This is a genomic window from Micromonospora sp. DH13, assembly GCF_020873825.1.
GTDB lineage: Bacteria > Actinomycetota > Actinomycetes > Mycobacteriales > Micromonosporaceae > Micromonospora > Micromonospora haikouensis.
The window spans coordinates 79,228-92,241 of sequence record NZ_JAHWGR010000011.1 but is presented as its reverse complement, the minus strand read 5'-3'; the positions used below and the strand labels follow the sequence as shown (position 1 = coordinate 92,241).

12 protein-coding genes are annotated in these 13,014 nt (G+C 74.7%); 8 read left to right on the top strand and 4 right to left on the bottom strand.

Going from position 1 to position 13,014, the window contains the following annotated elements:
• Positions 1-127 precede the first annotated feature (127 nt).
• Together LPA42_RS13420 and LPA42_RS13415 are read left to right on the top strand one after the other, a co-directional pair.
• On the top strand, positions 128-1,282 hold the full coding sequence (locus tag LPA42_RS13420) for an acyl-CoA dehydrogenase family protein (RefSeq protein ID WP_077935402.1): 1,155 nt from the start codon (positions 128-130) through the stop codon (positions 1,280-1,282).
• A 158-nt stretch (positions 1,283-1,440) separates the two neighbouring features.
• Entirely contained in the window at positions 1,441-4,092 is a 2,652-nt protein-coding gene (locus LPA42_RS13415; protein ID WP_077935403.1) for a helix-turn-helix domain-containing protein, read from the top strand.
• A gap of 201 nt (positions 4,093-4,293) precedes the next feature.
• Here LPA42_RS13415 and LPA42_RS13410 read toward each other — a convergent pair whose 3' ends face one another.
• The gene (locus LPA42_RS13410; protein WP_077935404.1) at positions 4,294-4,794 is read right to left on the bottom strand and encodes a MarR family winged helix-turn-helix transcriptional regulator; all 501 of its coding nucleotides are present in this window, start codon (positions 4,792-4,794) and stop codon (positions 4,294-4,296) included.
• Between the two features lie 101 nt (positions 4,795-4,895).
• Here LPA42_RS13410 and LPA42_RS13405 point away from each other — a divergent pair, with 101 nt between their 5' ends.
• Both LPA42_RS13405 and LPA42_RS13400 read left to right on the top strand, forming a co-directional pair.
• Entirely contained in the window at positions 4,896-5,477 is a 582-nt protein-coding gene (locus LPA42_RS13405) for a YceI family protein (RefSeq protein ID WP_077935405.1), read from the top strand.
• Between the two features lie 307 nt (positions 5,478-5,784).
• A complete protein-coding gene (locus LPA42_RS13400) occupies positions 5,785-7,263 on the top strand; it encodes a glutamate--cysteine ligase (RefSeq protein WP_077935406.1) in 1,479 nt (492 codons plus the stop codon).
• A 54-nt stretch (positions 7,264-7,317) separates the two neighbouring features.
• Here the strand turns inward: LPA42_RS13400 and LPA42_RS13395 are convergent, their stop codons facing one another.
• Positions 7,318-8,691 carry a hypothetical protein gene (locus tag LPA42_RS13395; RefSeq protein WP_144082500.1) on the bottom strand — a complete coding sequence of 458 codons (1,374 nt, stop codon included), beginning with the start codon at positions 8,689-8,691 and terminating at the stop codon, positions 7,318-7,320.
• Positions 8,692-8,802: 111 nt separating this feature from the next.
• Between LPA42_RS13395 and LPA42_RS13390 the strand changes: the two genes are divergently transcribed.
• On the top strand, positions 8,803-9,495 hold the full coding sequence (locus LPA42_RS13390; protein WP_096761546.1) for a PASTA domain-containing protein: 693 nt from the start codon (positions 8,803-8,805) through the stop codon (positions 9,493-9,495).
• 97 nt (positions 9,496-9,592) lie between these two features.
• On the top strand, positions 9,593-10,264 hold the full coding sequence (locus tag LPA42_RS13385; protein WP_077935409.1) for a PASTA domain-containing protein: 672 nt from the start codon (positions 9,593-9,595) through the stop codon (positions 10,262-10,264).
• Between the two features lie 64 nt (positions 10,265-10,328).
• Here the strand turns inward: LPA42_RS13385 and LPA42_RS13380 are convergent, their stop codons facing one another.
• Positions 10,329-10,787, bottom strand: a complete 459-nt coding sequence (locus tag LPA42_RS13380; protein ID WP_077935410.1) for a hypothetical protein — start codon at positions 10,785-10,787, stop codon at positions 10,329-10,331.
• Positions 10,788-10,888: 101 nt separating this feature from the next.
• Positions 10,889-11,179 (bottom strand): hypothetical protein, encoded by a 291-nt coding sequence (locus LPA42_RS13375; RefSeq protein ID WP_043961066.1) that lies wholly within the window; start codon positions 11,177-11,179, stop codon positions 10,889-10,891.
• A 635-nt stretch (positions 11,180-11,814) separates the two neighbouring features.
• On the opposite strand from LPA42_RS13375, the gene LPA42_RS13370 reads away from it, so the two are divergent.
• Together LPA42_RS13370 and LPA42_RS13365 are read left to right on the top strand one after the other, a co-directional pair.
• Positions 11,815-12,696: a helix-turn-helix transcriptional regulator gene (locus tag LPA42_RS13370; protein ID WP_077935411.1), complete on the top strand. Its 882-nt coding sequence runs from the start codon at positions 11,815-11,817 to the stop codon at positions 12,694-12,696.
• Positions 12,666-12,887 carry a DUF397 domain-containing protein gene (locus tag LPA42_RS13365; protein WP_043961068.1) on the top strand — a complete coding sequence of 74 codons (222 nt, stop codon included), beginning with the start codon at positions 12,666-12,668 and terminating at the stop codon, positions 12,885-12,887. The genes LPA42_RS13370 and LPA42_RS13365 overlap by 31 nt, the downstream gene beginning before the upstream one ends.
• Positions 12,888-13,014: the final 127 nt, after the last annotated feature.

Here is a 13,014-nt window from a genome sequence, read left to right as displayed (position 1 = left end):
GGCCACCACCGCGACGCCCCCACCAGCACAGCGACGGCCACCACCGACGGCCACCACCGCTACCCAGGACCACCCACCCCGTCGGCGTCACGAGCGTCCGACGGAGGACTGCGTACAGGAGGAACCGATGGACTTCCGGCTCACCGAGGAGCAAGAGGCGCTGCGGTCCAGCGTGCGGGACTTCGCCCGCGAGGTGGTCGCCCCGGTCATCGCCGAGCACTACGAGAGGCACACCTTCCCGTACGAGGTGATCCGGCAGATGGGCAAGATGGGCCTGTTCGGCCTGCCCTTCCCCGAGGAGCACGGCGGCATGGGCGGCGACTACTTCGCGCTCTGCCTCGCCCTGGAGGAGCTGGCGCGGGTCGACTCCAGCGTGGCGATCACCCTGGAGGCGGCCGTCTCCCTCGGCGCGATGCCGATCTTCCGCTTCGGCACGGCCGAGCAGCGGGAGCGGTGGCTGCCGAGGCTGCTCAGCGGCGAGGCCCTGGCCGGCTTCGGCCTCACCGAGCCCGGCACCGGGTCGGACGCCGGCGGCACCCAGACCCGGGCCGTCCTCGACGAGTCCACCGACGAGTGGGTGATCAACGGCTCGAAGGCGTTCATCACCAACTCGGGCACCGACATCACCGCCCTCGTGACGGTCACCGCCGTCACGGGCACCCGGCCGGACGGGTCGAAGGAGCTGTCCACGATCATCGTCCCGTCGGGCACCCCCGGGTTCACGGTCGCGCCGGGCTACTCGAAGGTCGGCTGGACCGCCTCGGACACCCACGAGCTGACCTTCGACGACTGCCGGGTGCCGGCGGCCAACCTGCTCGGCGAGCGGGGCCGGGGCTTCGCCCAGTTCCTGCGCATCCTCGACGAGGGTCGCATCGCCATCGCCGCCCTGGCTGTCGGCCTCGCCCAGGGCTGCGTCGACGAGTCGATCAAGTATGCGAGCCAGCGCCAGGCGTTCGGCCAGCCGATCGGCAACTACCAGGCCATCCAGTTCAAGATCGCCGACATGGAGCTGAAGGCGCACACCGCCCGCCTGGCCTACTACGACGCCGCTGCCCGGATGCTGGCCGGCGAGCCGTTCAAGCGGCAGGCGGCGATCGCCAAGCTGCACGCCAGCACGGTCGCCGTGGACAACGCCCGCGAGGCGACCCAGATCCACGGCGGCTACGGCTTCATGAACGAGTACCCGGTGGCCCGGTTCTGGCGCGACTCGAAGATCCTGGAGATCGGCGAGGGCACCAGCGAGGTCCAGCGCATGATCATCGCCCGCGACCTCGGCCTGTGAAAGGAAGGGCCCCCTATTAACGCCTGAGGTAGAGAAGGGTCCCCTTCTCACGCCGGTAAACTCCCGCGTGCAGCGCTGTCGGATATTTGTGCCGGTCAGCGTCGGCAGGGCGACGGTTGGCTGACGACAGTCAGACCCGATCCGTACCCTTCCTGCCCATGGCTCCCGATCATGACCGTCCGCCGGGCGCGGACGGTCGTACCGGATTGTCCGCCCTGCTGCGCGCGCACCGGCACGCCGCCGGCCTCACCCAGGCCGAGCTGGCCGCCCGCGCCGGGGTCGGGGTGCGGACGGTCCGCGACCTGGAGCGGGGCCGGTCCGCGCGGCCGCAGCGGACCACCATCGACCTGCTGGCCGGTGCCCTCGGCCTCGCCGGGCCCGTCCGCGCGGCGTTCGTCGCCGCCGCCCGCGGGACGGCCCCGGCCGACCCTGCCCGCGCAGCCGACGAACCACCCGCCGCCCCGCCGCCGTCGGTTCCCCACCCGGTCGGTGCCGGGCCGCCGTCGGCCGCCCACCCCGGGGGTACGCCGATCGCGCTCCCGCCGCCCGTCGAGCTGATCGGCCGGGAGCGGGACGTCGCCGAACTCGTCGAGCTGCTCACCGCCGACCACGGCCCGCCCGTGGTCAGCCTGGTCGGGCTGGCCGGGGTGGGCAAGACGGCGCTGGCCCTGGCGGTCGCCCACGCCGTGGCCGGGCGGGCGCCGGGCGAGGTCGCCGGGGTGCTCGTCGGGGAGGGCTCGGACCCGGCCGACGTGCTCTCCGCCGCGGCGGCGGCCTTCGGCGCGGCCCGCGCGTCCGACCTCGCGGTGCGACTGGCCGCCCGTCCGGCGCTGCTGCTGATCGACGCGGTGGAGCGGGCGCCCGACCCGGTGGCCGGGGCGCTGCACCGGCTCGCGGGGGCGGTGCCCACGCTGCGGGTGCTGGTCACCGGGCGGCACCCGGTCGGTGTGCCCGGCGAGCGCGTCTGGCCCGTACCGCCGCTGGACGTGCCGCCGCCCGAGCTGGACCCGGCCGGGCCGGCCGTCCTGGCCGGCTACCCGGCGGTGGCGCTGTTCACGGCGCGGCTGGCCCGGGTGCGGCGGGAGCCGCCGGACCCGGCCGAGCTGCCGGCCCTCGCCGCGCTGGCCCGCCGGCTGGGTGGGCTGCCCCTCGCCATCGAGCTGATGGCCGCCCGGGGGCGCATCCTCGACCTCAACGAGCTGCTCGACCGGTACGGCGACCGCGTCCTCGACCTCGCTACCTCGCCGGCCCAGCGGCCCGGGCCCGGGTGGACGCCGGGGGGTGGGGCGACGGTCACCCTGCGGGACGCGGTGGCCGCCAGCTACCGCCTCCTCGCCCCGGACGAGCGGGCCGCCCTGCGTCGGCTCTCCGTGTTCCGCAACCGGTGGTCCGTGGAGCTGGCCGAGGAGATGCTGGCCGACGATGCCGACCCGGAGGGCACGGTCTCGATCGACCCGGTGCCGCTGCTGGACCGGTTGCTCCAGCTCGGCCTGCTGAGCGTCCGGGGGACCGGTCCGTTCCGGTTCCGGCTGCTCGACGCGGTGCGGGAGTTCGCCGCCGAGCAGGCCATCGGCGCCGGGGAACGGTGCGACGTCCGGCGGCGGCACGCGGAGGTCTTCGCGCGGCTGGTGGCCCGGACGGCCCCCGACCTGGCCGGCCCGCAGCTGACCTCGGCGGTGCGCCGGCTGGACGAGGCGACCGCCGACATCACCGCCGCGCTGGCCCACGCCGCCGTCGACGACCCGTCGACCGCGCTCCGGCTGGCCGTCGGGCTGGCCCGCTGGTGGCGGTTCCGGGGCCGGGACGTCGTCGGGCGGCAGTGGCTGCGGCGGCTGCTGGCCGACCCGCGCACCGCCGCCGCCGATCCGGGGCTGCGCGCCCGGGCGGTGCTGGGCGCGGCCCGGCTCGCCGTCGAGCACGGCGCGGCGGAGCAGGAGCTGCCGGCGGCCCGGGACGCCTGGGCCATCCTGCACCGGGCCGGTGACGTGGCCGGGGAGCTGGAGGCGCGGGCGGTGCTCTGCGCGCTGCTGGGCGCGACCGGGGGGCACGACGAGGCGCGCGACCAGGCCGCCGCCGTCCTCGTCCTGGCCACCCGGCACGGGCGGCTGCGCGACATGGCCGTGGCGCAGCACAGCCTCGCCTGGCACGACGTCCGGGTGGGCGACCTGGCCGGGGCGCGGCGTCGCCTGGCCGCCATGGACCGGCTGGCCGCCCAGTCCGGCGAGCGGCGGCTGCGCGTGTTGGCCCGGGCCGACCTGGCCGAGGTCACCCGGCTGGAGGGCCGGTACGCCGACGCCGTGGAGCAGGGTCGCCGGGTGGCCGCCGGGCTGGTGGAGGTCGGCGACCCGGGGCACCGTCGGCGGGCCCTCGGCACGATCGGCCTGGCGCTGGCCCAGGACGGGCGTCCCGACGAGGCGGCCGAGGTGCTGGCGGGTCTGCGCACCTGCGCGGCCGGTGACGCGGCGCTCGGTGCCGAGCCGCTGCGCGGCCGGCCGGGGGAGGCCCGGTTCGAGGACGGGATCTGCGCGCTCATCGAGGCGAACATCGCCCTGCACCGGGCCGACGGTGAGCTGGCGGCCGAGTGGTTCGCCGCCGCAGCGGAGGGGACCGTCGCCGGTCAGGACCGGCGGGACCTGGTGGAGGCGCTCGTCGGGCTCGCGGCGAGCACCCGGGACGCGGGCGTGCTCGACCGCCTCGACGCCGCCTGTCGGCAGAGCGGGATCAGCCTGCTGCCCCGGGAGGATGCGCTGCTGGCACCGCTGCGGCGGCCCGGCCGACCCGAGTCGACCGGGCGTGCCCGGGAATGTTGACGCGGGGGCGGCGCGAGCGAAGAAGCCCCCTGGTTTTACCCCTCGCTCATCGCTCGCGCCGGCACCCCCCGGTGCGCCCCCGCTGGGAGAACAGTAGCCACCCTCGGCGGTGTGACTTGTCTGCTTAATCCGGTTTGTTGTCGGCGGGTGGGCGGTTCTGCCGGTCTTTCTGCCGGTGCCTCCGGCCCGTCCGCCGGGCGGTCAGGAGGAGGCGGCTTCCGTCGGGACCGGGTCGGTGCTGCCGGCGGTCGCGCCCGGATGCACCGCATCGCGTACGCGGCGCAGGCCGTGGAGGAGGGTGCGCAGCTCCTCCGGCTCCAGCTGGCCGATGAACCACTCCTCGATGATCCGCAGGTGCCCGGGGAGGGTCTGGTCCAGCCGCTGCAACCCGGCGGCGGTGACCACCGCGTACGAGCTGCGCCGGTCGGACGGGCAGGCCCGGCGGCAGAGCAGGCCGTCACGTTCCATCCGGTCCACCACCCGGGTCACCCCGCTGGTGGAGAGCGAGGTCTGCGCGGCCAGGTCGGTCATGCGCAGCTGGTTGCCCGGCGAGCGGGCGAGGCGGGTGAGCACCTCGAACTCGACCGGAGAGAGCCCGTGCTCCTCGTACTGGGCGGCGAACCGGGCCGACAGCCCGGCGTGCGCCTCGACGAGGAGACCGACGGCGGTGATCCGGGGGTCGTCGAACACGTTCTGGTCCACGAGTTCATCATAGCAATACTTGACACACGGAATATTGCTCTGTCTATAGTTGCTCGGTCAGTCGTTGGGCCACTGAACAATCTCTCCTGGAGGACAGCACCATGACCAGCAGCAACGGATCGGTTACCCGCGAGTGGGAGGGCCTCACGATCCCGGCGGCCGGCACCTACCTGCTGGACGTCGCCCACAAGCGGGTCGGGTTCGTCGCCCGGCACATGATGGTCAGCAAGGTGCGCGGTGAGTTCGCCGACGCGACCGCCACCATCACCATCGCCGAGGACCCGATGCAGTCCTCGGTCTCCGCGACCATCCAGGCCGCCAGCATCAGCACCGCCCAGGCCGACCGGGACGGCCACCTGCGCAGCCCCGAGTTCCTGGACACCGAGGCCTTCCCGACCCTGGAGTACCGCAGCACGGGCGTGAAGTCCCGGGACGGCAACGAGTTCGTCCTCACCGGTGAGCTGACCATCAAGGGCGTGACGCGTCCGGTGGAGCTGGAGGTCGAGTTCGAGGGCGTGGGCCGCAGCCCGTTCGGCCAGGACATCTTCGGCTTCTCCGCCAGCACCGAGATCGACCGCGAGGACTTCGGCCTCACCTGGAACGTCGCCCTGGAGACCGGGGGCGTGCTGGTCGGCAAGAAGATCAAGATCGAGATCGAGGGCGAGGGCGTCCGCCAGGCCTGACCGCCCCGCTCCACGAGACCCGGGCCCGCGTCGCACCAGTCGACGCGGGCCCGCGGCCGTTCCGCCGGAGTCCCTTCGGCGGGAGCGTGCGAATTGTCACGGTCGGCCCCTTCGCGGGGGCGGTGGCGCGCGCCCCCACCTGGGTAGAGAGGCGGTCGGGAGCGCGTTCCAGGCCGGTCGCGGTCGCCGCAGAGGTGACCGTCCGGCGTCGGCCTCTGGCCCGGCGCGGGGGGTGCTTTTACCGTAGAAGGTTCACAATGTGCGCTGCGGGCGGCAGGCCCCGCCGCGCCTCGCGCCGGGAGGACACATGGGCAGGGACGTCGAGCAGGGCGCCTTCTCCCGAGAGGACAGGCTCCACTACCGGCAGAAGGTCCGGAGGTGCCTGGACGTCTTCGCGTTGATGCTGGACGACTTCGGCTTCGACGCCGACCGGCCGATGACCGGGCTGGAGATCGAGCTCAACCTGATGGACCCGGCCGCCGAGCCGGCGATGCGCAACGACGAGATCCTCGCGGACATCGCCGACCCGCTCTTCCAGACCGAGTTGGGGCGGTTCAACCTGGAGCTGAACGCCGAGCCCCGGCTCATCGAGGGCGCCGGCTTCGCCGACTACGAGCGTGACCTGCGCAGCAGCCTGGACCGGGCCGACGCGCGGGCGGCGTCGTCCGACGCGCGGATCGTCCTGGTCGGCATCCTGCCCACACTGACCGAGCGGCACCTGGTGGCCGACAACCTCTCCACCGCCGCCCGGTACCGGGTGCTCAACGACCAGATCGTCGGTGCCCGGGGCGAGGACATCGAGCTGGACATCCGCGGCGTCGAGCGGCTCCGGACGCACACCGACTCCATCGCGCCGGAGGCCGCCTGCACGAGCCTCCAGTTCCACCTCCAGGTCGCCCCGGACAGCTTCGCCGACTACTGGAACGCCTCCCAGGCCATCGCGGGCGTCCAGGTGGCCGTCGGGGCGAACTCCCCCTACCTGTACGGCCGGCAGCTCTGGGCCGAGACCCGGATCGCCCTGTTCCAGCAGGCCACCGACACCCGCCCCGACGAGCTGAAGGCCCAGGGCGTACGCCCCCGGGTCTGGTTCGGCGAGCGCTGGATCACGTCGATCTTCGACCTGTTCGAGGAGAACGTCCGCTACTTCCCGCCGCTGCTGCCGATCTGCGAGGACGAGGACCCGGTCGAGGTCCTGCACGCCGGGGGCGTGCCCGAGCTGGCGGAACTCCGGCTGCACAACGGCACGGTCTACCGCTGGAACCGGCCCGTCTACGACATCATGAACGGCCGGCCCCACCTGCGCGTGGAGAACCGGGTGCTGCCCGCCGGCCCGACCGTGGTCGACATGCTCGCGAACGCCGCCTTCTACTTCGGCCTGGCGCGGGGCCTGGCCGAGGCGGACCGGCCGATCTGGAGCCAGCTCACCTTCAGCTCCGCCGAGGAGAACTTCCACGCCGCCGCCCGGCGCGGGATGGACGCCGTCCTGCACTGGCCGCGCCTCGGGGACGTGCCGGTGACCAAGCTGGTGCTCGACACCCTGCTGCCGACGGCGGCCACCGGGCTGGACCGCTTCGGCGTCGCGCCCGCCGAGCGGGACCGCCTGCTCGGCATCATCGAGCAGCGCTGCCGCACCGGCCGCAACGGCGCGGTCTGGCAGACCGAGACGGTCTGGGCGGCCGAGCACCACCGGGGCCTGGAACGCGACGCGGCCCTGCACCACATGGTGCAGCGCTACGCGGAGTTGCAGCGGAAGAACGAACCGGTGCACACCTGGCCGGTCGACTGACCGACCCACCACCTCGCCGGCGGCCGGACCACCACCCCGCCGGCACAAGGTTGATCACGCCGGCTGGTCGGCCTCCGTGTCGACCAGCCGGGCCGGCCCGGGGCCGGTCGTCGCGGTCGCCTCCCCGGCCTCACCGGCCTCCCCGGCGGCACCGGAGCGCTGCCGGGGCAGCACGGCCGGCGCGGCGGAGCCGCGTCCGCCCGTTGTCGGCTTCGAGGACCCGGCCGCCTGCCCCGCGAGGTCGCGCCCGGCGCTCCGGCGGGTCGCGGAGCGCTGGGCGAGCGCCGCCGTCAGCACCGAGCCGGCGAAACCCACCACCACGGCGTACGGGGCGACCAGGTGCGCCGACACCTGCTCCCGGCCGAGCGTGCTCAGGCCGGGCACGACCAACAGGTACGCCAGCGCGACGAGGACCGGCCCGGCCCCGCCGGAGGCCGCCGCCCCGAGCCGGTGCTCCGCCGACCGGGCGGCACGCCGCGCGCCCAGCGCCCCGATCAGCAGCGCCGAGCCGAGCGCCAGCGACGCGCCGGGCCAGTAGAACCAGTCCCGGATCCAGAAGTCGGGCCGGTCGGCGCTGAGCTGCCAGATCCCGAGCTGGGCGGTGGTCAGCCCGCGCCCGGCGAGCACCCCGTCCACCACGGCGACCACGGCGAGAAGCCAGAGCCAGCCGGCGGTAGCGATCACGTTGGCCGCCGCAGCGGGCGAGCGCAGCGCCCAGACCGCCACGAGCAGCCCGAGGAACAGGCCGATTCCGGCGTACCCGGCGGCCATGGCCTGCGGTGCGGCGACGCCGGGCACGTCCGCCATCCGTGCCGGCACGGCCACCAGCAGCACGGTGACCAGCGCGCCGACCGCAGCGGCCAGCGCCAGCGCGAGCGCTCCCGCCGGCCGGGGCGGGCCGGTCGGCCCCGGCCCGGCGACCGGGTCGACGGCGTCGGCCACGTCGGGTCCCGGGTCGGTCACCTCCGGCCCGCGGGCGGCGGCCGGTGCCGGGGCGGCCGAATCCGTAGCGGCGGCCGGTGCCGGGGTGCCCAGCGCCGGAGCCGGCTCCGGGGCGGCCGGCTCGGCGGTGGCAGTGGGCTCGGCAGTGGCAGTGGCAGTGGGCTCCGCGGTAGCGGTCGGCTGGGCAGCGGCGGTGGGCTCCGCATCGGTCGTGACCCCGTCCGGGGCGGTCGCGGCCCGGTCTGCTGACCGGGCGACGGGACGCCGTAGCCGCTGGGCGCAGACCGCGCCCGCGATCGTCGAGGTGGCCGAGATCCAGGTCGCCCACGCGAGGCTCGCCACCCACGCCGCCTCGCCCGCGTCGACGCCCGACGCCGACCAGTTGATGATGCCCAGCCCGTAGCCGAAGCCCAATTGGGCGGCGCCCGCGCCGGCAGCGACACCGATCGCGGTGGCGATCGATCCTCCCCAGCCCCGTCTGGCCATGCCGGGCAGCGTAACGCCCCTGGGGCGGCCCGGCGAGTCGTGGCGGGGAACCCGCGCCGGGGTGCCTGGCGTGCCCCCGGTACGGTCGCCGGTGATGAGGTGGTGGGCGCTGTGACGGACGGGAACACCGTGGGGGAGGCGTACCCCGACGAGGCCGACGCGACCGGCTCGGGCCGGTCGGCCAAGCTGCTGGGCGGCGGCCTGGCCGTCGCGCTCCTCGCGCTGGCCGGCGCGGCCGGTGGCTGGCTGCTGGCCGGTGAGGACGACCCGTCGCCCGGCCTCCCGGCCGCGCAGCCCGACGTCTCGGCTACGGCACCCCCCTCCGAGGCCCCGTCGTCGCCGGCCCGGACGACCGCTCCGGCGACCCGGACCACCGCGCCCACCCGCTCCACCGGGCTGACCGTCCCGCCCGTGGTGGGCACGGACTTCGAGGACGCGCGGGACGAGCTGCGGGACCTGCGGCTGGGCTGGCGGCTGGTCTTCGGCGTGGAGTCGGGGCGGGACGTGCGGCGCGCCGACCCGCCCGTCGGCTCCCCCGTGTCGCGGGGCACGACCGTCGCGCTGTACGTCGCCGGGCCCGCACCCGAGGTCAGCGTCCCCGACCTGGTCGGCGACGACTGCGACGACGCGGCCGAGGACCTGGTCGAGGAGGGCCTCTACCCCGGCTATCCGACGGGCCGGACCGGCGTCGTCACGGCCCAGGCGCCGGCGGCCGACAGCACGGCGCACTGGAACGACAAGGTGGCTCTGACCTGCGGCGAGGAGCCCGGCGAGCCGAGCGCGGAGCCGCCGCCCACCCCGTGACGGCGGCTCGCCGCGCCGGTCCCGGCCGCGCTGGCCCACAGCGGTTAGCGTGGATGGGAGGGCCAGCCGCCCCGCCCGGTGTGGGAGAGGACGTGCCATGAGCGACGACCGCCAGGACCCGCCCCCCGACGACGCCGGTGACCAGACCCGGCCGCTGCCGAAGCCCGGTGACGACGACCGGCCGAAGCCGGCCGGCGGGCAGGTGTGGTCCGGTCGAGCCGGGGTGCCGCCGCCCCGACCGGCGGAGTACGGGCCCCCGACCGGCGAGTGGTACGCCGAGGAGCAGCCCGGCCGGCGCTGGTGGACGCCGATCCTGCTCGGTGTCGTGGCGCTGCTGCTGCTCGGCCTGCTGGGCGTCGGCTTCTGGCTGGCCCAGTCGTCCGGCGACGGCACCGGTCCCGAGGAGACGCCGTCGGCGGGCCCGACCTCGGCACCGGCGACGACCGGGGCACCGACGACCGAGGCGACGACCGGTGGGCCGTCCCCCACCCCGACGACGCCGCCGGCCACGACCCCGGCCGGGGTGCCGATGCCGCCGCTGGTGGGGCTGCCCCAGGCGACGGCCGAGCGGATCCTGGACCGGCTCGGGGTCGACCACCGCGTCGAGACCCGTGAGTCCGACCGGCCGGCCGGCACGGTGCTGGAGACCGACCCGGAGGCGGGGACGCTGGTGCCGGCCGGCGATCAGGTCATCCTGGTGGTCGCGGCGGCACCGGCACCGACGAGCAGCGCGGCGGCCCCGACGACCCCGGCGACCCCGACCCCCTGACGGCGGATCCGGTCGTCACGCCCGGCACCGGGGTTCGGTCACCGCGCTTCGCGCCCGACGCCGGTCACCACATGCGGCGTCTGGTGCCGACCAGGCCCAGCCCGGCCAGGGAGATGGCGAGCCCGAGGAGACCGGACCAGAACAGGGAGCGGCTCGTCTCGTCCCGCTGGGAGGTGGGCCCCGCCGCGGCCCGCCCGGCCTCGACCACCGGGTCCGTTCCGGCGCCGGCCCCCGCGCCGGCCGGTGGACCGGTCGGCACGCCCGCCGCGTCCGCTCCCGCACCGACGGGGCCCGGGACGGCCGGTGGATCCGCCGGGGCGGCCCAGTCGGGCTCCGGCTCCTCGTCGACGACGGTGATCTCCGGCGCGGGGACCGGCGCGGCCAGCTCGGTGGCCGACAGGGTCGGGTAGCGGACCACCACCCCGAGGGTGGTGGCGGCGCCGAGGAGCGCCAGCAGCCCGAAGGCGTAGATCGTACGGGACCTGTGGTGCCGCCGCGCGGCGGGCAGTATGACCATGACCATCCCAGGTTCAGGGTCCGGGACGCGCGGGGTGGAGACGTTCGCCGGGGTGGGCGTACCGATTCTATGGCGGTGGCACGCCCACCGGGACGGGTTTCGGCTGGTCAGCCGACCCGGGCGGGGGTACGCACCACGGGGCGGCGCTGCCGGACGGGGACGGTGCGCTGCCGGGGTTGGGCGGCGGCCCGAAGCTGGCGCAGGCCTGCGGCCTGCACGTAGATCGAACGCCGGCTGACCGCGTCCCCCGCCGCGTTCAGCTCGTAGCCTTCGAGCCACATCCAACCGTCGTAGGTGGGCCAGTCGAGCACCCGGATCACGCGGAACATGATCGGCTTGAGGAACTGGACACTCGCCGCGCGCGTCACGTGCAGCACGTCACCTGAGCGGGGAAGCACAGAGTTCTCCTGGGGAGATCGGCCGGCGGGCACGCCGGTGGCTGGTGTTTCGGGGGATGTCTCGCCTGGTGACGGGGTTGTGCCTCGTGAACCGGCGGCGCTGGTGATGCTGGTCGGGTCGGGCGCGTTGGTGGCGTGCCCGCACCCGACCAGCACCCCGCCGCTCCCGGTCGTCGCGCCCGCCGCCACAGTCACCCTGACGTGCGGCAGCGGGGTCCTCGCCCGGAGCGGATCTTGTCGTGCGGTGCCGGGCTGGTATCCCTCGACCGGACGCCCACCCGTCGGCGGATCGTCCCTTTCCGGCGGCCGACCGGAACGGTGAGTGATTCGAGCCCTACGGACAGATTGCATGAGTGTCGTGCTTCATGCAAGTTGCATGTCGACTTTTGCCGATACGTGAGCGGCTCGCGGAAATAGACGCTTGATGCCGCTGTCCCCGGACCGGCACACTGGACGCCGGTTCCGCCCGTCGCGGCCGGTCGACGACCGGCACCATCACCCCTGCCGCGAACGCTCGCCCGCCGTTCCGACGGTCGCGCCCCCGGCGGGCGTCGACCCCAGGCGCGACCGACCGGAGGTAACCGGGTGAGGGCGAGCAGCGAGCGATTCGGCCCAGTGGGCCGCCGGGGGGCGTCGTGAGCGAGCGGCGCAGCCCGACCATCCGCCGTCGCCGGCTCGGCGCCGAACTGCGCCGGCACCGCGACGCCGCGCGCATCACCATCGAGGCGGTGGCCGAACGGCTGGAGTGCTCGGCGTCGAAGATCTCCAGGATCGAGACCGGCCACACCACCGCCACCCCGCGCGACGTCCGCGACATGCTGCTGATCTACGGAGTGTCCGGCGCGGAGAGCGACGAGCTGGTGCAGATCGCCCGGGAGGCCCGGCAGAAGGGCTGGTGGCACCCCTACAGCACTGTGCTGGTCGGGGCCTACGTCGGGCTGGAGTCGGCCGCCAGCTCCATCCGGCAGTACGAGCAGCAGGTCGTCCCGGGCCTGCTGGAGACCGAGGAGTACGCCTCGGCGATGATCCGCGCCGCCCGGCCGGACTTCACCACCGAACAGGTCCAGCAACGGGTGCGTGTCCGACTGGGCCGTCAGTCGTTGTTGACCCAGGACGATCCGGTCGATCTGTGGGTGGTGCTCGATGAGGCGGTGCTGAGCCGGCCGGTGGGCGGCGACGCGGTGATGCGTGGCCAGCTCAAGCGGCTGGTGGAGGTGGCGGAGCTGCCGAACGTGACGCTCCAGATCCTGCCGTTCTCGGTCGGAGCGCACGCCGGCATGGACGGCACCTTCACCATCCTCAGCTTCCCAGAAGCCAATGATCCGGATGTCGTGTACGCGGAGAACGCCACGGGTGGGCTCTTCCTGGAGAAGAGCGACGAGCTACAGAAGTACAGCTTCATCTTCGATCATGTTCGAGCAGCGGCCATGCGCCCGGAGGAATCCATCGCACAAATCGCAAAACTGGCAGAGGAGCCGTTGTGGAAATGGCGACCAAGGGGTTCCGTGGGGACCTGACGCGGGCGACGTGGTTCAAGAGCTCGAAGAGCGGGCCGAACTGTGACAACTGCGTGGAGGTGGCGTACGTGACCGGGGCGGTCGGGGTGCGGGACTCGAAGGACAAGAGCGGTCCCAACCTGGTCTTCGCTCCGGCAGGCTGGCACGCCTTCGTCGCCGGGGCCAGGGACGGCGCGTTCCTCCGGGACTGATCGCTGACCCCTAGACACGACGGGCGTGACCCCTTCCGGCAGCGTGGCCGGGGCGGGGGTCGCGCCCGTCGCGTTTCCACCGCCGACCCGGGTCGTTGAACCCGTCGGGACGGCGCTGGTCGACGAC

Excerpts from the sequence above, each read along its gene's own strand:
- LPA42_RS13415 (WP_077935403.1), top strand. The coding sequence starts at position 1,441 with ATGGCTCCCGATCATGACCGTCCGCCGGGCGCGGACGGTCGTACCGGA.
- LPA42_RS13380 (WP_077935410.1), bottom strand. The coding sequence starts at position 10,787 with ATGGTCATGGTCATACTGCCCGCCGCGCGGCGGCACCACAGGTCCCGT.
- LPA42_RS13365 (WP_043961068.1), top strand. The coding sequence starts at position 12,666 with ATGGCGACCAAGGGGTTCCGTGGGGACCTGACGCGGGCGACGTGGTTC.
- LPA42_RS13400 (WP_077935406.1), top strand. The coding sequence starts at position 5,785 with ATGGGCAGGGACGTCGAGCAGGGCGCCTTCTCCCGAGAGGACAGGCTC.
- LPA42_RS13405 (WP_077935405.1), top strand. The coding sequence starts at position 4,896 with ATGACCAGCAGCAACGGATCGGTTACCCGCGAGTGGGAGGGCCTCACG.
- LPA42_RS13385 (WP_077935409.1), top strand. The coding sequence starts at position 9,593 with ATGAGCGACGACCGCCAGGACCCGCCCCCCGACGACGCCGGTGACCAG.
- LPA42_RS13395 (WP_144082500.1), bottom strand. The coding sequence starts at position 8,691 with ATGGCCAGACGGGGCTGGGGAGGATCGATCGCCACCGCGATCGGTGTC.
- LPA42_RS13420 (WP_077935402.1), top strand. The coding sequence starts at position 128 with ATGGACTTCCGGCTCACCGAGGAGCAAGAGGCGCTGCGGTCCAGCGTG.